Origin of the sequence: Bradyrhizobium jicamae (genome assembly GCF_001440395.1) — a bacterium.
In the GTDB taxonomy this organism is placed as follows: Bacteria; Pseudomonadota; Alphaproteobacteria; order Rhizobiales; family Xanthobacteraceae; genus Bradyrhizobium; species Bradyrhizobium jicamae.
Map to the genome: position 1 here is coordinate 32,568 of NZ_LLXZ01000128.1, position 21,273 is coordinate 53,840.

Annotated in this window: 13 protein-coding genes; 10 read left to right on the forward strand and 3 right to left on the reverse strand. The window is 63.8% G+C overall.

Features of this window, described 5'->3' with window-relative positions; genetic code table 11:
• Positions 1–26 precede the first annotated feature (26 nt).
• The 4 genes from livM to CQ12_RS21610 all read left to right on the forward strand — a co-directional run bounded on the left by livM (position 27) and on the right by CQ12_RS21610 (position 4,158).
• Positions 27–1,295, forward strand: a complete 1,269-nt coding sequence (gene livM / locus CQ12_RS21595) for a high-affinity branched-chain amino acid ABC transporter permease LivM (protein WP_198164221.1) — start codon at positions 27–29, stop codon at positions 1,293–1,295.
• A complete protein-coding gene (locus CQ12_RS21600) occupies positions 1,292–2,125 on the forward strand; it encodes an ABC transporter ATP-binding protein (RefSeq protein WP_057837323.1) in 834 nt (277 codons plus the stop codon). Before livM ends, CQ12_RS21600 begins: the two co-directional genes overlap by 4 nt.
• Positions 2,122–2,868, forward strand: a complete 747-nt coding sequence (locus CQ12_RS21605) for an ABC transporter ATP-binding protein (protein ID WP_057837324.1) — start codon at positions 2,122–2,124, stop codon at positions 2,866–2,868. Before CQ12_RS21600 ends, CQ12_RS21605 begins: the two co-directional genes overlap by 4 nt.
• 171 nt (positions 2,869–3,039) lie before the next feature.
• Positions 3,040–4,158, forward strand: coding sequence for a branched-chain amino acid ABC transporter substrate-binding protein (locus tag CQ12_RS21610; RefSeq protein WP_057837325.1), 1,119 nt, complete (start codon positions 3,040–3,042; stop codon positions 4,156–4,158).
• A gap of 120 nt (positions 4,159–4,278) precedes the next feature.
• Here CQ12_RS21610 and CQ12_RS21615 read toward each other — a convergent pair whose 3' ends face one another.
• Positions 4,279–5,697 carry a DUF1254 domain-containing protein gene (locus CQ12_RS21615; protein ID WP_063799788.1) on the reverse strand — a complete coding sequence of 473 codons (1,419 nt, stop codon included), beginning with the start codon at positions 5,695–5,697 and terminating at the stop codon, positions 4,279–4,281.
• 478 nt (positions 5,698–6,175) lie between these two features.
• On the opposite strand from CQ12_RS21615, the gene CQ12_RS21620 reads away from it, so the two are divergent.
• Both CQ12_RS21620 and CQ12_RS21625 read left to right on the forward strand, forming a co-directional pair.
• Positions 6,176–12,466, forward strand: a complete 6,291-nt coding sequence (locus CQ12_RS21620; RefSeq protein ID WP_057837326.1) for a HAMP domain-containing protein — start codon at positions 6,176–6,178, stop codon at positions 12,464–12,466.
• Between the two features lie 16 nt (positions 12,467–12,482).
• Complete coding sequence (locus CQ12_RS21625; RefSeq protein ID WP_083519412.1) at positions 12,483–13,961, forward strand: HWE histidine kinase domain-containing protein; 1,479 nt, start codon at positions 12,483–12,485, stop codon at positions 13,959–13,961.
• 176 nt (positions 13,962–14,137) lie between these two features.
• Here CQ12_RS21625 and CQ12_RS21630 read toward each other — a convergent pair whose 3' ends face one another.
• Positions 14,138–14,536 carry a response regulator gene (locus CQ12_RS21630; RefSeq protein WP_057837327.1) on the reverse strand — a complete coding sequence of 133 codons (399 nt, stop codon included), beginning with the start codon at positions 14,534–14,536 and terminating at the stop codon, positions 14,138–14,140.
• Positions 14,537–14,822: 286 nt separating this feature from the next.
• Between CQ12_RS21630 and CQ12_RS21635 the strand changes: the two genes are divergently transcribed.
• Together CQ12_RS21635 and CQ12_RS21640 are read left to right on the forward strand one after the other, a co-directional pair.
• Positions 14,823–17,594 (forward strand): PAS domain S-box protein, encoded by a 2,772-nt coding sequence (locus CQ12_RS21635; RefSeq protein ID WP_057837328.1) that lies wholly within the window; start codon positions 14,823–14,825, stop codon positions 17,592–17,594.
• A gap of 69 nt (positions 17,595–17,663) precedes the next feature.
• On the forward strand, positions 17,664–18,659 hold the full coding sequence (locus CQ12_RS21640) for a P1 family peptidase (protein WP_057837329.1): 996 nt from the start codon (positions 17,664–17,666) through the stop codon (positions 18,657–18,659).
• A gap of 35 nt (positions 18,660–18,694) precedes the next feature.
• Here the strand turns inward: CQ12_RS21640 and CQ12_RS21645 are convergent, their stop codons facing one another.
• Positions 18,695–19,444, reverse strand: a complete 750-nt coding sequence (locus CQ12_RS21645) for an EF-hand domain-containing protein (protein WP_057837330.1) — start codon at positions 19,442–19,444, stop codon at positions 18,695–18,697.
• A gap of 249 nt (positions 19,445–19,693) precedes the next feature.
• On the opposite strand from CQ12_RS21645, the gene rpe reads away from it, so the two are divergent.
• Together rpe and CQ12_RS21655 are read left to right on the forward strand one after the other, a co-directional pair.
• Positions 19,694–20,395 carry a ribulose-phosphate 3-epimerase gene (rpe, locus tag CQ12_RS21650; RefSeq protein WP_057837331.1) on the forward strand — a complete coding sequence of 234 codons (702 nt, stop codon included), beginning with the start codon at positions 19,694–19,696 and terminating at the stop codon, positions 20,393–20,395.
• 36 nt (positions 20,396–20,431) lie between these two features.
• A complete protein-coding gene (locus CQ12_RS21655) occupies positions 20,432–21,010 on the forward strand; it encodes a hypothetical protein (protein ID WP_245310063.1) in 579 nt (192 codons plus the stop codon).
• Positions 21,011–21,273: the final 263 nt, after the last annotated feature.

A 21,273-nucleotide genomic window follows, 5' to 3' on the forward strand; every position in this document is an offset into this window, starting at 1 on the left:
CCTCGCGCGCACCGAGCGCCGCTTTCATCCTCAAGAAGTCGCTGATCAGCGCGCTGGTGGCGCTGGTGCTGTTTTCGCTGATGATCGGCGTCCGCACCGAAGCCGGACCCGACGGACAGCTGACCTACTGGACGCGCTTTGGCGATCTCGCCGTCATGGTGGCGGCCGTGTTCGGCGGCAGCATCCTCATCGAGTTGTTCCGGCAATGGTGGGGACCGGTCGACACTGCCAGAGTAGTTCCTGCTCCGGTGCAAAATGCGCTGGCGTTCGGCGGACGGCTGGTTGCACCGGTGCTGCTGGTGTTCACCTTCCTGGTGCCGGTGCTGTTCTACAATGAGCGCTACATTCTCGACCTCGCCATCCTCGTGCTCACCTATGTGATGCTCGGATGGGGACTGAACGTGGTGGTCGGCCTCGCCGGCTTGCTCGACCTCGGCTACGTCGCGTTCTACGCGGTCGGCGCCTATTCCTATGCGCTGCTCGCGACCAATTTCGGGCTGTCGTTCTGGATCTGCCTGCCGCTCGCCGGCATCCTCGCGGCGTTCTGGGGCGTGCTGCTCGGCTTTCCGGTGCTGCGGCTGCGCGGCGATTACCTTGCCATCGTCACGCTGGCCTTCGGCGAGATCATCCGCCTCGTCCTGATCAACTGGCAGAGCCTCACAGGGGGGCCGAACGGCGTCACCGGCATCCCCCGGCCGACCCTGTTCGGCATTCCACTCACACCCGCCGATGACGGGCTGGCGGCCATGCTCGGCATCGAATTCTCGCCGACCCACCGCATCGTATTTCTGTTTTACATCATCCTGGCGCTGGCCCTGCTCACCAACTGGGTCACGATCCGCCTGCGCCGCCTCCCCATCGGCCGCGCCTGGGAAGCGTTGCGCGAAGACGAAGTCGCCTGCCGTGCGCTCGGCATCAACACCACCACGACCAAGCTGACGGCGTTCGCGACGGGAGCGATGTTCGGTGGTTTAGCCGGCGCGTTCTTCGCGACCAGACAGGGCTTCATCAGCCCGGAATCCTTCACCTTCCATGAATCGGCGCTGGTGCTGGCGATCGTGGTGCTCGGCGGCATGGGCTCGCAGCTCGGCGTGGCGCTGGCCGCGCTCGCGATGATCGGCGGCTTCGAGCTGTTCCGCGGGCTCGACCAGTACCGCATGCTGGTGTTCGGCATGGCGATGGTGCTGCTGATGATCTGGCGGCCGCGCGGCCTGATCGGCCACCGCGCGCCGACGGTATTTCTCCAGCGCAAGGAGGCGATCTCATCCGACCTCGTCAAGGAGGGCCACGGATGAGCGGCGATCACATCCTCTCCGTCGACCGGCTGTCGATGCGCTTCGGCGGCATCGTCGCCGTCAACGACCTCTCCTTCAACGCCGAGCGCCGCAAGATCACCGCGCTGATCGGGCCGAACGGCGCCGGCAAGACCACCGTGTTCAACTGCATCACCGGTTTCTACAAGCCGACCTCGGGCGCCATCGGCCTCACGCATGATGACGGCCACGCCATCCGGCTCGAGCGGCTGAACGATTTCCGGATTGCCAAGCTGGCGAAGGTCGCGCGCACCTTCCAGAACATCCGGCTTTTCCCCGGCATGACGGCGCTGGAAAACCTGATGGTGGCGCAGCACAACGCGCTGATGCGCGCCTCCGGCCTGACGTTCCTCGGCCTGATCGGCGCGCCGTCCTGGCGCACGGCCGAGCAGGCCGCGATCGATCTGGCGACGACGTGGCTCGATCGCATCGGGCTTCTGGACCGCGCCGACGATGCCGCCGGCAACCTGCCCTATGGCGACCAGCGGCGACTGGAGATCGCGCGCGCGATGTGCACCGAGCCCGCGCTGCTCTGCCTCGACGAGCCAGCCGCCGGCCTCAACGCGCGCGAAAGCGCCGCTTTAAGTGAATTGCTGCTCTCGATCCGCGCCGACCAGGGCACCTCGATCCTGCTGATCGAGCACGACATGAGCGTGGTGATGGAAATCTCCGACCATGTGGTCGTGATGGATCACGGCGTGAAGATCGCCGAAGGCACGCCAAAACACATCCGCGACGATCCCAAGGTGATCGCCGCCTATCTCGGCACCGACGAGGAGGAAGCGATCGCGGTGATGGAGAGCGGCACGTGAGCGCCTCGCCCGCAACTCCCCTGCTCGCAATCCGCTCGCTGCGCGCGGCCTATGGCAAGATCGAGGCGCTGAAGGGCGTCGATATCGACATCAATGCCGGCGAGATCGTCGCCCTGATCGGCGCCAACGGCGCCGGCAAGTCGACGCTGATGATGACGATCTTCGGCCGGCCCCGCGCCCGCTCCGGCCACATCGAGTTCGATGGGCAGGACATCACCGGCGTGCCGACGCATGACATTGCGCGGCTGCGCATCGCGCAATCGCCTGAGGGCCGGCGCATCTTCCCGCGCATGAGCGTGGCGGAAAACCTGCAGATGGGGGCGGACGCAACCGACTCCGGCGAATCCGACCGGGCGAACAGCCTGGAGCGCGTGTTCGCGCTGTTCCCGCGGCTGAAGGAGCGGATGACCCAGCGCGGCGGCACGCTGTCCGGCGGCGAGCAGCAGATGCTGGCGATCGGCCGGGCCCTGATGAGCCGGCCGCGCCTGTTGATGCTGGACGAGCCGTCGCTAGGGCTCGCCCCCCTGATCGCGCGGCAGATTTTCGATGCGATCAGGACCCTGAACCGGCAGGACGGCCTCACCGTCCTGATCGTCGAACAGAACGCCAACCACGCGCTGAAACTGGCCCATCGCGGCTATGTCATGGTCAACGGCCTGATCACCCTGTCCGGAACCGGCAACGAATTGCTGCAGCGCCCGGAAATCCGCGCCGCCTATCTGGAAGGCGGCCGGCGGGAGTAATGCTCCCCGTCCGCCCCTGACGCGTGCTGCGGCAAGATGCGGCGAACGGACCGTGGGTTTGCCCGAAAATTGCCGATGACTTCGCGGTAAAATCAGCCGACAATGGCCACGATCTTCGTACCCGGCCTGCCGGGTGTTTCCCGAAATCGACCTACCCCACGAGGATACCTCATGAAATCACTGAAACTCATCGGCTTGGCTTTGGGCGCTTCGTTGGCGCTTTCGACCACCGCACTGGCGCAGGACATCTCCATCGCCGTGGCCGGCCCGATGACGGGCGGCGAATCCGCGTTCGGCCGGCAGATGAAGAACGGCGCCGAACAGGCCGTGGCCGACATCAACGCCGCCGGCGGCGTGCTCGGCAAGAAGCTGGCGCTGCAGGTCGGCGACGATGCCTGCGATCCCAAGCAGGCGCGCTCGGTGGCGGAAAAGTTCGCCAGCGCCAAGATCCCGTTCGTGGCCGGTCACTTCTGCTCGTCGTCGTCGATCCCGGCATCCGAAGCCTATGCCGATGGCAACGTGCTGCAGATTACGCCGGCCTCGACCAACCCGCTGTTCACCGAGCGCAAGCTCTGGAACGTGGCGCGCGTCTGCGGCCGCGACGACCAGCAGGGCCTGGTTGCCGCCGACTACATCGTCAAGAACTACAAGGGCAAGAACGTCGCCATCCTCAACGACAAGACCACCTACGGCAAAGGCCTCGCCGACGAAACCAAGAAGGCGCTCAACAAGGCCGGCGTCACCGAGAAGATGTTCGAGTCCTACAACAAGGGCGACAAGGACTTTAACTCGATCGTGTCGCGCCTGAAGCGCGACAACGTCGATCTGGTCTTCGTCGGCGGCTATCACCAGGAAGCCGGCTTGATCCTGCGCCAGATGCGCGACCAGGGCCTCAAGACGGTGTTGATGGCGGGCGACGCCCTGAACGACAAGGAATTCGCCTCGATCACGGGTCCGGCTGCCGAAGGCACGCTGTTCACCTTCGGTCCCGACCCGCGCAACAAGACGACCGCGAAGGCGATCGTCGAGAAGTTCAAGGCCAAGAACATCGATCCCGAAGGCTACACCCTCTACACCTACGCCACGATGCAGGTCTGGTCGCAGGCGGTGGCGAAGGCGAAGACCACCGATCCGAAGAAGGTGATGGAGACCATCAAGGCCGGTGAATGGGATACGGTGCTCGGCAAGCTCGGCTTCGACGCCAAGGGCGACATCAAGGTGATCGACTACGTCGTCTACAAGTGGGACGCCAAGGGCAACTACACCGAGATCAATCCGAAGGGCTCCTGATCCCCTTCCCCGCTCTGAGTTCAAACGCCCCGGCTTGCCGGGGCGTTTTTATTTCGGCTTTAGCGACGCAAGCAAAGGTCCGTCGGACCGGCGGGCACGTCGACATTCGCCGGCTCTGCCTCACTGGCGGCCGACAGTCCCGCTTTCTGCCCGTGCAATCTGCGGCGGCGTCCAGGTTCGATCGAGAACTTCACCTTTCGGCGCGTAGAGGCGCAGCATCAGCGTGAAGGGAGCCTTGGCAACCGGCAGCCAATTCGCTTCCTTGGCTGAACCGGGAGAGTCAGCCTGTATGTAAAGGTCCAGCGATCCGTCGGCGCTGGCAACCAGATTGCTGCGGTCGCCGATAGCCTGACGGTTCAGGGCGTTCGGAATGAAATGCCCCTCACGGTCATAGGCGGTCAGCGACCAGAAGCCTTCGACGGGAGGGAATTTACCCTTGTCGAAATGCAGGACATATTTGTAGCTGCCGTCGAGAGGCTGCCCGTCGGCATCGGTCGAAAGAGATGGATATACCGCATCTTGCGGCAGGTTCATGCCAAGCCCGTATGACGCGACCGCGGCGCGGTACGGGTAGTCCACCCCAAAATCCGCGCTACGGACATTGTAAACCCAACCCTTGCCGCCCGCGCCTGCAGCCTGCTTGCCGAGCTTGTCGACCAAAGCCTTTCCATCGGAGGTCGCACGCTCGAACGCCTGCTTGACCGCAGGCGGCGCGGCGTCGAGATTGAAACTCTCCCCCGCCTTGAAGCCCACCCGCTCCAGACGATGGATCATTGGATAGTCAAACGCGTTCGGCGGATTATCCTTCAGCAACTCGGCGAAGCGACCGAAGAACGCGGGCGCGTCCATATTCTCAACCTGTTTCGGCGGCGGCGTTTTCATGTCGATGGCCGGGTCGACCGTGCCCTTTGGCGGCACGTAGTTGCCTTTGCCCCATGCTGAGAGCGGTGTGAGTCTATAGCCAGCCTGTATCTTGTGGACGTTGTCGTAGTCGGCAGCACCATTGGTTTGCGTACGCCCGCCGATGGCCACGAAGCGGGTTGGACTGCGGATGAGTTCAAGTCCGCTCGGAGCAGTGCCCTGCCAGCGCGGGCCTGCAATAAGGAAATCGCGAGCCGTGTTGCGACCCGTCGTGCGCGTGCCCGGTGCGGCGAACACGTCGGTCCACAAGCTCAACATCGGCAACATGAAATAGCGGTCGGTGGCCGGCACAGAAAGGACGATCGGCTCGCGACCTAAATCGAGGCTGGCGACTGAATATAGCGTGTCGGCGTTCGGGCGGACGACTGCCTTGAAGTCTGCCGGCGGAAATGCCTTGGCGTGACCGAACTGATTGAACGGAGCCTGCGCCGGAATTCCGGTCGGCTCAGCGTAATTGGCCGCCTGAATCGTCGTCACATATTCGACCATCATTGGATACGCGTAGACATACGCATCCTTGGCGATCTCATACGCTTGCTGTTCGGAGATTTGCTGCGCCGGAGCTTGGGAAATCAGGGTGAATGCCAACGCGGCTGATCCGGCAACTGTTCGGAGCATGGATTTCCTCCTCTATTGCGACCCGAGGACGGCGTGCTGCGATTGCGCTTGGACTATTGATCAACGTGTCAACCTGTCAGGGGCGGTATTTGGTTCTTGTCTTTGCATCGCAGGTTGCAGCGCCAGTGTATCCCCCATCTGAGGAAAAGCGGACAGGGAAAGTCCGTTTCGGGGTCATCAAAGGCATGCCCGGTCCAGCCCTTCGGGCTTTCGTCAGTCCAAACCCCGGACATTGGCTGGCGCGACCACTGGATTACTTTTCAATCGGGCTCTGGGGGCATGTGCCCCGGTTCCAGATAATTTCCCGGTCATTGGAACCTTTGGGTTCCCGGCGCATTGGAAACCCGGGCTGAGTTCCATGTCATTGATTTCACGACCTTAACCGTTGTTCCAACTTGATCTGCCGCCGGGGCAGCGGTTCTATTTGTGGAGTTGCGTCTCAGCCAATGAGATTCGCGCGAACTGGCCGAGGAAACACATGAGTGATCTTTCCCCTGAAGCATCACCCTCCGCCCGCCGGGTCGCCAAACCCAAGCCTCCAAACACCAACGGCGCCACCGATCCGCTACAGGATTTCTTGCATGCCTTGCAGGCGATGCGCGCCGGCGATTTCTCGGTCCGGATGACCGGCGACCACATCGGCATCGAGGGCAAGATTGCCGACACCTTCAACGAGATCGTCGCTGCCAACCAGCGCATGGCGCAACAGCTGGAGCGCGTCGGCCAGGTGGTGGGGCGCGAAGGCAAGACCCGCCAGCGCGTCAAGTTCGACCTTGCCAGCGGCTCATGGGCGGACATGGAAGGCTCCGTCAACACGCTGATCGACGACCTGCTGTGGCCAACCCGCGAAGTGACACGCGCAGTTGCCGCGGTGGCCCAAGGCGACCTGTTGCAGACCGTGCAGCTCGATGTCGAGGGCCGCCCACTTGGCGGCGAATTCTTGCAGTCGGCCAACATCGTCAACACGATGATCAAGCAGCTCGGCGTGTTCACCTCAGAAGTCACGCGCGTGGCGCGCGAGGTCGGCACCGAGGGCAAGCTCGGCGGCCAGGCCCAGGTGCCGGAAGTGACCGGTGTCTGGAAGGACCTGACCGAGAGCGTCAACTCGATGGCCAACAACTTGACCGGCCAGGTCCGCAACATCGCCGAGGTCACCATCGCGGTGGCCAATGGCGACCTGTCGAAGAAGATTACGGTCGACGTCCGCGGCGAAATCCTGCAGCTCAAGGAAGCCATCAACACGATGGTGGACCAGCTGCGCTCCTTCGCCTCCGAAGTCACTCGTGTGGCGCGCGAAGTCGGCACCGACGGCAAGCTCGGCGGCCAGGCCATCGTGCCCGGCGTCGCCGGCACCTGGAAGGACCTGACCGACTCCGTCAACGCGATGTGCGGCAACCTCACCGCCCAGGTCCGCAACATCGCCAACGTCACCACCGCGGTCGCCCGTGGTGACCTCTCGCGCAAGATCACGGTGGACGTCCGCGGCGAAATTTTGGAGCTGAAGGACACCATCAACACGATGGTCGACCAGCTCAACTCGTTCGCCTCGGAAGTGACCCGCGTCGCCCGCGAGGTCGGCACCGAAGGCAAGCTCGGCGGTCAGGCGCAGGTGCCCGGCGTCGCCGGCACCTGGAAGGACCTCACCGACAACGTCAACTTCATGGCCTCCAACCTGACGGCGCAGGTCCGCAACATCGCCGACGTCGCCACCGCCATTGCCGGCGGCGACCTCTCCAAGAAGATCACAGTGAACGTTTCGGGCGAGATCCTTCAGTTGAAGGAAACGCTGAACACGATGGTCGACCAGCTCAACGCCTTTGCCGGCGAAGTCACGCGCGTCGCGCGCGAAGTCGGCACCGAGGGACGGCTCGGCGGCCAGGCCAACGTGCTCGGCGTCGCCGGCACCTGGAAGGACCTCACCGAGAGCGTCAACTCGATGGCCTCCAACCTGACGGCGCAGGTCCGCAACATCGCCGAGGTGACGACCGCGGTCGCCAACGGCGACCTGTCGAAGAAGATCACGGTGGACGTGCGCGGCGAAATCCTGGAGCTGAAGGACACCATCAATACGATGGTGGACCAGCTCAACGCCTTCGCCGGCGAAGTGACGCGCGTCGCGCGCGAAGTCGGCACCGAAGGCAAGCTCGGCGGCCAGGCCAACGTGCGCGGCGTCGCCGGCACCTGGAAGGACCTCACCGACAACGTCAACTCGATGGCCGGTAACCTCACCGCGCAGGTCCGCAACATCGCCGACGTCGCGACCGCCGTGGCCAAGGGCGACCTGTCGAAGAAGATCACGGTGAACGTCTCTGGCGAAATCCTTCAGCTGAAGGAGACGCTGAACACGATGGTCGACCAGCTCAATGCCTTTGCCGGCGAAGTCACACGCGTCGCCCGCGAGGTCGGCACCGACGGCAAGCTCGGCGGCCAGGCCGAAGTGCCCGGCGTCGCCGGCACCTGGAAGGATTTGACGGACTCGGTGAACTCGATGGCGGGCAACCTCACCGCCCAGGTCCGCAACATCGCGGAAGTCGCGACCGCGATTGCCGGCGGCGACCTCTCGCGAAAAATCACGGTCGACGTGCGCGGCGAGATCCTGCAGCTCAAGGAAACGCTGAACACGATGGTCGACCAGCTCAACCGCTTCGCGGGCGAAGTGACCCGCGTGGCGCGCGAGGTCGGCACCGAGGGGCGGTTGGGCGGTCAGGCCAACGTGCCCGGCGTCGCCGGCACCTGGAAGGACCTCACCGACAACGTCAACTCGATGGCCGGCAATCTGACCGGCCAGGTCCGCAACATCGCCGAAGTGACGACGGCGGTGGCGAAGGGCGACCTGTCGAAAAAGATCACGGTCGACGTCAAGGGCGAGATTCTCGAGCTGAAGAACACCGTCAACACGATGGTGGACCAGCTCAACGCGTTCGCTTCCGAAGTCACCCGCGTGGCGCGCGAGGTCGGCACTGAAGGCAAGCTCGGCGGCCAGGCCCAGGTGCCTGAAGTCGCCGGCACCTGGAAAGACCTCACCGACAACGTCAACTTCATGGCGTCGAATCTGACCGCGCAGGTCCGCAACATCGCGGAGGTCGCGACCGCGATCGCCGGCGGCGACCTCTCGAAGAAGATCACGGTGGACGTGCGCGGCGAAATCCTGCTGCTCAAGGACACCCTGAACACGATGGTCGAGCAGCTACGCTCCTTTGCCGCCGAAGTGACGCGCGTCGCGCGCGAGGTCGGCACCGAGGGACGGCTCGGCGGCCAGGCCGTGGTGCCCGGCGTCGGCGGCACCTGGAAGGATTTGACCGACAACGTCAACCTCTTGGCCGCCAACTTGACCACGCAGGTCCGCAACATCGCCGAAGTCACGACCGCCGTGGCGCGCGGCGACCTGTCGCGCAAGATCACCGTGGACGTGAAGGGCGAAATCCTCGAACTGAAGAACACCATCAACACGATGGTCGACCAGCTCAACGCGTTTGCCGGCGAAGTGACGCGCGTGGCGCGCGAGGTCGGCACCGAGGGCAAGCTCGGCGGTCAGGCGCAAGTGCCCGGCGTCGCCGGCACCTGGAAGGACCTCACCGACACCGTCAACTTCATGGCGGCCAACCTGACCGAACAGGTCCGCGGCATCGTCAAGGTCGTGACCGCAGTCGCCAACGGCGATCTGAAACAGAACCTGACGGTGAAATCGAAGGGCGAAGTCGCCGCGCTGGCCGACACCATCAACAACATGACCGAGACGCTGGCGACCTTCGCCGATCAGGTGACCAGCGTGGCGCGCGAAGTCGGCGTCGAGGGACGGCTCGGCGGCCAGGCCAACGTGCCTGGTGCTGCCGGCACCTGGAAGGACCTCACCGGCAACGTCAACCTGCTCGCCGCCAACCTGACTTCCCAGGTTCGCTCGATCGCGGAAGTGGCGACCGCCGTGACCAAGGGCGACCTGACCCGCTCGATCCAGGTCGACGCCCGCGGCGAAGTCGCCGAACTCAAGGACAACATCAACACGATGATCGGCAATCTGCGTCTGACGACGCAGGTCAACACCGAGCAGGACTGGCTGAAGACCAACCTCGCCCGCTTCACCAACATGCTGCAGGGGCAGCGCGAGCTGTCCACCGTGGGCCGGCTGCTGCTGACCGAACTGGCCCCGCTGGTCAACGCGCATATGGGCGTAATCTACCAGGTCGAAAGCGCCGACTATCCGCAATTGCACCTGCTCTCCTCTTACGCCGGCGACAGCGCCATTCCGCATCCAATCGTCGTGGAGTTCGGCGAAGGCCTGATCGGCCAGTGCGCCCTGGACAAGCGGCAGCGGCTGATAGCCGACATCCCCCACGATACGGCGCCGGTCAATTCGGCGCTACTGCGCGTGATCCCCCGGAACATCGTCGTGCTTCCCGTATTGTTCGAGAACCAGGTGAAAGCCGTGATCGAGCTTTCCTCGATTTCCTCGTTCACGACCTCACAGATGACCTTCCTCGAACAGCTCACCGACTCTATCGGCATCGTGCTCAACTCCATCGAGGCCACGATGCAGACCGAGGGCCTGCTGAAGCAATCCCAGCAGCTCGCCGGCGAATTGCAGACGCAGCAGAAGGAATTGCAGCAGACCAACGACCAGCTCGAGCAGAAGGCGCAGCAGCTCGCCGAACGCAACGTCGAGGTGGAAAGGAAGAACCAGGAAATCGAACAGGCGCGGCGCGCGCTCGAGGAAAAGGCGACGGAGCTTGCGCTGACCTCGAAGTACAAGTCCGAATTCCTCGCCAACATGTCGCACGAACTGCGCACGCCGCTCAACAGCATCCTGATCCTCGGCCAGCAGCTCACCGAAAACCCCGACGGCAATCTGTCGGCCAAGCAGGTCGAGTTCGCCCGCACCATCCACGGCGCCGGCACCGACCTTCTCAATTTGATCAGCGACATCCTCGACCTCTCGAAGATCGAATCCGGCACGGTGACGGTCGATGCCGAGGAGATACTGACCTCCAATCTGCTCGAGACCGTCGGACGGCCGTTCAGGCACGAGGCTGAAAATCGCCGCCTGTCGTTCAATATCTCGGTCGACGAGAATCTGAGCCGCAGCATGGTGACCGACTCCAAGCGCCTGCAGCAGGTTCTGAAGAATCTGCTGTCGAACGCGTTCAAGTTCACCGCCGAGGGCGGCGTGGAGCTGAAGGTATCGGCCGCCGTCGGCGGCTGGAGCGCCGAGCATCCGATCCTCAATCATGCGCCCGCCGTCGTTGCCTTCGAGGTGACGGACACCGGCATCGGCATTCCCCTGGAGAAGCAGAAGCTGATCTTCGAGGCGTTCCAGCAGGCGGACGCCGGCACCAGCCGCAAATACGGCGGCACCGGCCTCGGCCTTGCCATCAGCCGCGAGCTCGCAAGCCTGCTCGGCGGCGAAATCCATCTGCGCAGCGCGCCCGGCAAGGGCTCTACCTTCGTGCTGTATCTGCCGCTGAAATATTCCGGCCCCACGATCGCGGCGCGCACCCCTGCCCCCTCGTCGTTCACGCCCGCACCGGCGCTGCAGGTCGCTTCGACGCAGGAGCGCGCCATCGAGCAGTTACCCGACGATCGCCTCAATCTCGAGCCGGGAGATACCATCCTGCTGATTGTCGAGGACGATCCGCATTATGCGCGGGTGCTGATCGATCTCGCCCGCGACAAGAACTTCAAGGTGCTGGTCGCCAGCCGAGGCGCCGAGGCGCTCGAACTCGCCAAGCAGTTCCAGCCGGCCGCGGTTTCGCTCGACGTCTTCCTGCCGGACATGCTGGGCTGGACCGTGCTGAGCCAGCTCAAGCACAACCCGCTGACGCGGCATATTCCGGTACAGATCATCACGCTCGACGAAGATCGCCAGCACGCGCTGGCGCGCGGCGCGTTCTCCTTCGTCAACAAGCCGACGACGACGGAAGGCGTCAGCGCGGCGCTGTCGCAGATCAAGGAGTACGCCAAACCCCGTCGCAAGCGCCTTCTGATCGTGGAAGACAATGCCGCCGAGCAGATGAGCATCACCGAACTGCTCGGGCATGACGACATTGAGATCCTTACCGCCGATACCGGCGCCGATGCGCTGTCGACGTTGCGGAACCAACCCTGCGACTGCGTCGTTCTGGATCTGCGATTGCCGGACATGAGCGGCTTCGAGGTACTTGACCGTCTCCGCAACGACGAAACGCTGTCGAACGTGCCGGTCGTGGTGTTCACCGGGCGGGAACTTTCGGCCGAGGAAGACGCGGAACTTCACACCATGGCGCGAAGCATCGTGGTGAAAGGCGTCGAGTCGCCGGAACGCCTGCTCGACGAAACGTCGCTGTTTTTGCACCGTGTGATCACGGAATTGCCCGTCGAAAAGCAGAGGATGCTGGAGAAGCTCAACAGTTCCGATGAGGACCTGGTTGGCAAGACCGCGTTGCTGGTCGACGACGACGCCCGCAACATCTTTGCCCTTTCCAGCGTGCTGGAACGCCGCGGTATGAAGGTGTTAACCGCAACCACCGGCCATGAGGCGATTGCTCTGGTCGAATCGAACCCCAACATCGCGATCGTGTTGATGGATATCATGATGCCGCAAATGGACGGATATCAGACCATTGGCGTCATCAGGCAAAACCCGTCCTTCGGACGCCTGCCGATTATCGCACTGACCGCCAAGGCCATGAAAGGCGACCGCGAGAAATGTCTCGAAGCCGGCGCTTCGGACTATCTCGCCAAACCCGTCAATACTGAGCAGTTGCTGCTCGCCATCCGAATGTGGTTACACCGCTGATCGGCGTAAACAGATGATGGATCAAGAAAAGGTAAACATTCTTCTGGTTGACGATCAGCCGGCGAAGCTGCTCGCCTATGAAGTCATCCTGAAGGAACTGGGCGAGAACCTGGTCAAGGCCTCGTCCGGCCGCGAAGCGCTCGAGTTCCTGCTGAAGAACGACGTTGCCATCATCCTGGTCGACGTCTGCATGCCGGAGCTCGACGGCTTCGAGCTCGCCGCCATGATCCGCGAGCATCCGCGCTTCCAGAAGACGGCGATGATCTTCATCTCCGCAATCCAGGTCAGCGATTTCGACCGGCTGCGCGGCTATGAGATGGGCGCGGTCGATTATGTTCCGGTGCCTGTGGTGCCGGAAGTGCTGCGCGCGAAGATCAAGGTGTTCGCGGAACTCTATCGCAAGACGCGCCAGCTCGAGCGGCTCAACATCGAACTCGAAGACCGGGTTCGCGCCCGTACCGCCGAACTGGAGGAATCACATGCCCGCCTTCTGGAAAGCGAGCAGCGCCGCAGTCTGGCGATCGCCGCCGGCAAGATGGGCTCGTGGGATTGGGACTGGGTCAATGGCGACTTTATGTGGGACGAAGGCCAGTATCAGATCCTCGGCGTCGATCCCGGCAAGTTCGAACTGACGCCGGCCAATATCCAGGCGCTGTTCCATCCCGACGACATCAGTGAACTGCACGAGGCCTGGGCGAGCTTCGCCCGCGGCGCGAAATCCTACGAAGCGGAATTCCGCATCGTCCGGCCGAATGGCGAGATGCGCTGGTGCGCGGGAACGGCCGCGGCAAGCATCGACAAGGGCGGCCGCGTCATCCGCGTTTCCGGCGTCACTGTCGATATCACCGAGCGCAAACAGGCCGAAGAGCGGCAGAACCTTCTGGCGCGGGAGGTCGATCACCGCGCCAAGAACGCATTGGCACTCGCGCAATCCATCGTCCGGCTGACGCGCGGCGAGAACGTGAAGACCTACGTCCGTTCGGTGGAGGGGCGGATCAATGCGCTGGCGCGTGTGCACACCGTGCTCTCATTGTCGAGCTGGCAAGGCGCCGAGATCAGGAAACTGATCGCCGAGGAGTTGGCGCCCTATTCTACCGGCGAGCAGATCGACTTGTCAGGTCCGGAGGTCCAGTTCGAGCCGGCGACGGCGCAGACCGTCGCGCTGGTGCTGCACGAGCTCGTCACCAATTCCGCCAAGTACGGCGCACTATCCGCGTTGTCGGGCCGGCTGTCGGTGAACTGGGAGGACCAGGCAGGCGTCCTCAGGATCACATGGTCCGAGACCGGTGGACCGCCGGTCGTAAAGCCGGTGTCACGAGGGTTCGGAACCAGAAGCGTAATCGCCAGCATCGAGTCGCAACTCGGCGGCCAGGCCGAATTCGACTGGCGCCCCGAAGGCCTGCTGTGCCACCTCTCGGTGCCGTTGTCGCACCGGCAGTTTGCCGCCGGTCCGGTTGCCGCCGACGGCAACGGTCTGCGGCGCGCCGAGCGATAAGCGGCGGACCAGCGGCCATGCAGAATCTGTTGTCATACGCCGGACGGCTAGAGCATGACCCGGAAAAGTGGGTACCGGTTTTCCCTCGCGACAAACGCGGAACGCGTTTGCGCGGAGACCATGCTCAAATCAAAGAGATAGAGCGGGATGACGATTCGAAGAAAAGTCATCACGCTCTAGAGCGCGGCTCCTGCGACCGCACCGCCCCGTTGGCCAACCGATCCCATCGACGTTTCGATCGCGCGGATCAAATCCGGCGGACGAAACGGCTTCTGCAGACAGACGATGTCGGAGAGTTCAGGCGTTCCGGACAGAAAATCCAGCGCGGTCATTCCCGAAATCGCAATCACGGGCTGGCGTGGCACGCGGGCGCGCAGCTCTGCAATCAGATCGGAGCCGTTGGCGCCCTGCAGGAAGATATCGACGATCGCAAGGTCGAAGCTCGATTGCTCGAACAGCTTCAACGCGGATGCGGCGCTGTCTGCCTCGACGATTTCAAACTGATGGATGCGCAGCACGATGGAAATCATCGCACGAACGTCGGCCTGATCGTCAACAACAAGCACGCGGGGCATCGAGGCCTCCCGGATGGGTCGCGCGAACAGCCTACGATGAAATTCGCGGAATGCGGCGGTTCCGCAGGCATTATTCGGCTGGTCGGTAAAGAGGTGGTTACCTTCGGCCTCTGCTGTGCCCCAGATAATACCTTGGGTTGATTCCTGCCAAGGCGCCGCTGGCGTAACCTTGGATGGGCGATTCCCGCGGTATCAGCCGGGTGTTCGGCCGCATCGAATGGATTGTTTATGCGTATTTGAATCCTTTGTGATGGTGCGTTCGCTGCCACTTTTCCGGAGATGATGTTTGGGTGACGAGCGCAACATCTTTCTTTCCACCTTGCCGGCGACCCGCGGTGACCGCAGGGTGGCGCTTGTCGTGGTCGGCGTCTCGGCGGTGCTGTTCGCCATCGCGGTGCCGTTCGCCGGCGTGCCGCTTCCGCCGATGCCGGCATTCGTCGCGAGCTACCAGTCCGCGCTGGCCATCAACGATCTGATCACCGCCGTTCTGCTGTTTTCACAATTCGCAATCACCCGCTCGCGGGCGTTGCTGCTGCTCGCGAGCGGGTATTTGTTCACGGCGATGGCGGCCATCGTGCACGCCCTCACCTTTCCCGGCCTGTTCGCGCCAGGCGGGCTGCTCGGTGCGGGAACGCAGACCACAGTCTGGCTCTACATGGTCTGGCACGGCGTATTTCCGCTCCTGGTGCTCGGCTATGCGCTGCTGAAGGCGACCGACAACGACAAGGTGCGAGGCTCGGCCGGCACGGCCGTCGCTACCAGCATCGTTGCGGTCGGCGCCATGATGGCCGCGTTCACCTGGATCGTCACCGCCCAGCACGACCGCCTGCCGATCCTTCTGAGCGGCGGTCATTACACGCCGGTCATGCTTGGGGTGGTCTCCACCGTATGGTGCCTGAGCTTGATGGCATTGGCAGTGCTGTGGCTGCGCAGGCCGCATTTTGTGCTCGACATCTGGCTGATGGTCGTGATGAGCGCCTGGTTGTTCGACATCGCCCTGTCGGCGATCCTGAACGTGGCGCGCTTCGATGTCGGCTTCTATCTCGGCCGCATCTACGGCCTGTGCGCCGCGAGTTTCGTGCTCACCGTGTTGCTGATCGATAATGTCAGCCTGCAGGGCAAGCTGGCGCGCCTGCTTGGAACATCGCGCCGGGAGATCGTCTCGGAAAGGAATCTTCGGACCGAACGCGAGCGCCTGTTCAGCGCAGTCGTGGAATCGTCCAACGATGCCATCATCACCAAACTGCTCGATGGAACCATTTCCGGCTGGAACGGCGCCGCGGAGCGCCTGTTCGGCCTCACGGCGGCGGAAGCCGTCGGCAAGAGCATCAATGTCATCGTGCCGCCGGACCGGCACGCGGAGATCGGCGATATCCTGGAGCGGGTCGGCCGCGGCGAGCGGATCGAGCAATATGAGACCTCGCGCGTCCGCAAGGATGGACGCACCGTCGACGTTTCGCTCAGCATCGCTCCGATCAGGTCGGCTTCCGGCGAGATCATCGGCGCTTCCAAGATTGCGCGCGACATTACCGAAAGCAGGCGAACCGAGCAGGCGCTCAGCCAGGAGATGGAAGAGCGGCGACGCATATTTGAATCCTCGAACGACCTGATCCTGGTGAGCGATTCCATGGGGAATTTGATCCAGGTCAGCCCGAGCGTCACCGACATCCTGGGATATCAGCCGTCCGAAATGGTCGGACACAACGCGATCAACTTCATCCACCCCGACGATCTCGAACACACCCGCAAGGAGATGCGGGCGGGCCGGCGAGGACGAAGCAAGCGCAATTTCGAGACGCGCTATGTCAGCAAGGACGGCAAGCCCGTCACGCTGAACTGGACCGGAAATTGGTCGGAGCCGGTGCGGCGGCACTTCTTCATCGGCCGGGACCTGACGGAAAAGCAGGCCGCCGAAGCCCAGTTGCGGCACGCGCAGAAGATGGATGCGGTCGGCCAGCTCACGGGCGGCGTCGCGCATGACTTCAACAACATCCTCACCGTGATCACCGGCACCATCGGCATTCTCGAGGAGGCCGTCGCCGATCAGCCGCAGCTCGCCGCCGTTGCCAAGCTGATCGACGAAGCCGCCGACCGCGGCGCCAATCTGACCAAGCACCTGCTCGCCTTCGCCCGCAAGCAGCCGCTGCAGCCGCTCGAGATCGACGTCAACGCGCTGGTGCTGGAGGCGGCGAAGCTTTTGCACCCCACGCTCGGCGAACACATCGAGATCACGCCATTGCTGGCCGAGGATGCCTGGACCGCGCTGGCCGATCCGAACCAGCTCACCACAGCCGTCCTTAACCTCGCCATCAACGCGCGCGATGCCATGCCCAATGGCGGCAAGCTCGCGTTCGAGACCAGCAACGTCTTCCTCGACGAAAACTACGCCGGCATGCACGACGAGGTCGCGCCCGGCCACTACGTGATGATCGCGGTCAGCGATACCGGCTCGGGCATCCCGCCCGCCCTGCTCGAACGGGTATTCGAGCCCTTCTTCACGACCAAGGAAGTCGGCAGGGGCACCGGCCTCGGCCTCAGCATGGTGTTCGGCTTCGTCAAGCAGTCGGGCGGACACGTCAAGATCTACAGCGAGGAAGGCCACGGCACCTCCGTCAAGATCTACCTGCCGCGGGCAACGGGATTGCAGCAGACCGCAGCGGAAGCGCTGGTCGCGGCCAATATCGAGGGCGGCAACGAAACGGTCCTGGTCGTCGAGGATGACGCGCTGGTGCGGCGCTACGTGATGACCCAGATCGAGAGCCTGGGTTACACCACGCTGGAGGCCGCCAACGCGTCCGATGCCTTGCGCGTCATCGACGACGTCCCCGCCATCGACCTGCTGTTCACTGACGTGATCATGCCCGGCACCATGAACGGCCGCCAGCTCGTCGACGAGGCGCTGAAACGGCGGCCGGGCCTCAAGACGTTGTACACGTCGGGCTATACCGAGAACGCCATCGTCCATCATGGCCGGCTGGATTCCGGCGTCCTGCTGCTGGCAAAGCCCTATCGCAAGTCAGAGCTCGCAAAGATGATCCGGCTGGCGCTTGCCAGTTGAGCAAGCCCTGAGGCTGATATATCCGTGGAGGGCACACGCCCACGCGGGTGCAGCCTCAGGGACCACGTTTTGAAAAATCTCCTCACCGATGTTTCCGGCGTCCGCGTCGGCCACGCCCATGACACCAGCGTTGCCTCCGGCGTCACCGCGATCCTTTTCGATTCTCCCGCCGTCGCCTCGATCGACGTACGCGGCGGCGGCCCCGGTACCCGTGAGGACGCCCTGCTCAAGCCCGAAAGCACCCTCGAGGCGATCGACGGCATCGCCCTTTCCGGCGGCTCGGCGCTGGGACTGGATGCGGCCGGCGGCGTACAGGCGTGGCTTGCGGAACAGGGACGCGGCTTTCGGGTGCGCGGCGCGGTGATCCCGATCGTGCCGGGCGCGATCTGCTTCGACCTGCTCAACGGCGGCAACAAGGCATGGGGACGCTTTCCGCCCTATCGCGATCTCGCCTATGCGGCGGCGAATATAGCGGGCGCCGATTTCGCGCTTGGCAGCGTCGGCGCGGGCCTCGGCGCGACGACCGCGACTTTCAAGGGCGGACTCGGCTCCGCTTCCGCGCAGACCGAAGGCGGCGTCACCGTCGGTGCGCTCGCGGTGGTCAATGCCGTCGGCAGCGTGACCGTCGGTGACGGCCCTTGGTTCTGGGCGGCACCGTTCGAGCAGGACAACGAGTTTGGCGGGCGCGGACTGCCGCCTGCGTTCACGCCGGATATGCTGCGGGCGCGTCTGAAGGGCGGACCGGCGGTAACGCCTGCGGAGAACACCACGCTGGTGGTCGTGGTCACGGACGCGGTGCTGACAAAGGCGCAGGCCAAACGGCTGGCGATGATCGCGCACACCGGCATGGCGCGCGCGATCTATCCCGTCCATGCAACGACTGACGGTGACGTGGTGTTTGCCGCCGCGACCGGCAAGAAGCCGGTCGATCCGCTGTTCGGCGTCACCGAGCTCGGCATGGTGGCTGCCAACACGGTCGCGCGCGCGATTGCGCGCGGCGTCCATGCTGCGACCGCGCTACCCTTTCTGGGTGCGCTACCGGCGTGGGGCGATCGATTCGGTTAGGTCGCAATCCGAAGAGATCTCGCCGGGTCTCTTGATCAGGCGCTCATCGAAACCGATGCAGTGGTCGAGGACGAGATCGCCTGGGCCTGGCGTTGGATCATCTGCTCGATGAAATTGTAGGACGACGTTGCGGCGCTGGATGAACTGCCTGATACGGGCGACGTCATCGTCACCTTCGAACCATCCGCATAGGTCAGCGACGTCGTCACCGAACCGTCGCTGTTGGTGACGGTCGTGGTGGAGGCACCCTGCAAGGCCTGCGAGAATGGATCGGAGCCTGATCCGCCGCTGCCGCCGGCTTCGTCAGGCTTGCGGTGTCCCTTGCCGGGCCGCAGCGCCGAGGCCAGTTCCTTCAGGCTGACCGAGCCGTCACCGTCCTTGTCGAGCTTACCGAACACGCTGTCGGCATTTGCGACATTGGTGCCGCCGGCGCCGAGCGCCTCCTCGAATTCTTCCTTGGTGATCTTGCCGTCACCGTCGCCGTCGATCTGCCCGAACAGATCCTTCAGCGCGCTGTGGCGGCTCTTGGAGGCCGTGGTCGATCCCGTCGAGGACTGGCTTTGTGCGTCAAGCAGCGCGCTCATGGTTTCCGGCGATATCGACGAAGCGCCGCTGCCGCCCGAGCCTGCCCCTGACGCGATCGAAGCCTGCGCGTTCGAGGTCAGCGAAGCGAACGGGTTTGCGGAGCTCTGACTGGCGCTGTTGGTCTGCGCAGACGATTTCGACGACGCTAGCGCCTTGAGGGCATCGATGGCCGATGACGCGGCGCCCAGAGCAAAGAACATGGCGGAACTCCAACATGCCGCACGGACAGCGGCTGAACGTGTTCCCCTTTCCTCAGCAAGCGCCGTGCCAGTGCGAAAAAGCCAATAAAATCGGGCTTTCCCGAATCCCTGCGATCCCGCGAACTCGGCAATAACTGCCAAGCCGCGGCAGATTTTTCCGCCCACAGGAGACGTTTCCGGCCGCATTGCCCCCGGCCCTTCTGCATGTTACGGGGGCCGTTCTGCTCCGAAGAGGTTTGGGAAGCGCACATGTCCCAGCAATTTGTGTCACGTCCCCTCGTCATCGCGCCGTCGATCCTGGCGGCGGATTTCGCCAAATTGGGTGAGGAAGTCCGCGCCGTCGACGCGGCGGGCGCCGACTGGATCCATCTCGACGTGATGGACGGACATTTCGTGCCGAACATTTCCTACGGCCCCGATGTCATCAAGGCGATGCGCCCGCACACCAAGAAGATCTTTGATGCGCATCTGATGATCTCGCCTTGCGACCCCTATCTCGAGGCGTTTGCAAAAGCGGGCTGCGATCACATCACCGTCCACGCCGAGGCCGGCCCGCATCTGCACCGCTCGCTTCAGGCGATCCGCGCGCTCGGCAAGAAGGCGGGCGTCTCGCTCAACCCGGGCACGCCGGCGAGCGCGATCGAATATGTCATCGACCTGATCGACCTCGTGCTGGTCATGTCGGTCAATCCCGGCTTCGGCGGCCAGGCCTTCATCAAGTCCGCGCTCGGCAAGGTCAGTGATATCAGGGCGATGACGGCGGGACGTCCGATCGACATCGAGGTCGATGGCGGCGTGGGCCCTGACGTCGCCGGCCAACTCGCCGCCGCCGGCGCCAACGCGCTGGTCGCGGGCTCGGCGGTATTCAAGGGCGGCACCGTGGACAGCTACAAGGCCAACATTTCCGCGATCCGCCACGCGGCGGCGCTGACCCGCGGCGAAGCGGTCTGACGCGGATCGCCCGTCCCTCGCGCGCCGAACCATTCCTTGTCCAGTCGCGACCAACCGGGCATGGACGAACTCCGCACCACGATATTTTCCTCGATATTTTCCCGTGCCTTACAGCGGTTATTGACCGAAGCAGTTCAACCCGGCGAGCGCGTGCTCTGGCGGGGCCAACCCGACGGCGTCGCCCGGATGATGATGTGGCGGTTTCTGTGGTGGATTGGACTTCCCTGGCTGCTTGTCACCGCTATCGCGATCTCCAGGGGCTGGGTCGGTCAATCGACGGTGCCGCTGTTGATGGTCGGCATCATGATGGTCGCCGCTCCCTTCGTGATGTGGCTGCACGACCTGCAGACGTTGTTCGCGATCACCAATCGGCGCGCGCTGATCGTGCGCACGGCCTGGGGCAAACCGACGGTGTCGGCGACGCACTTTGAAGACATGGACGGGACATTCGAGATAGCCGACATCGGCCGCGGCGCCGGCCATCTCAATTTCGCGTCCGGAAGATCGACCCGCTCTCCCGATACCGATTACACCGGCCGCTACGGGTTCCGCTGCGTTCGCAACCCCGCAGGTGTCGGCGACATTCTGGAGCGCGCGCGGCGTCGAACCGCATAATCGCCCCGGCAGGAAAGCCACAATCGCGTCCAGCAAGCCGTGGAACCCTAAAGTCCATGCTGCGGCCACAAAGCATCACGCATCTCGCCATAAAGGCAGATCAGCATCCCACCCTTCACGGATGGGACAAAAATATGATCAAGGCCTTCACCGCCGCCGCAATGCTTCTGGTCCTCGCGCCCTCTGCCGCGCTCGCGCAGCGCGCCGGCGATGCTGCGCTGGGCGCGGTCGCCGGCGCCGTCGTGCTTGGGCCGGTCGGGGCT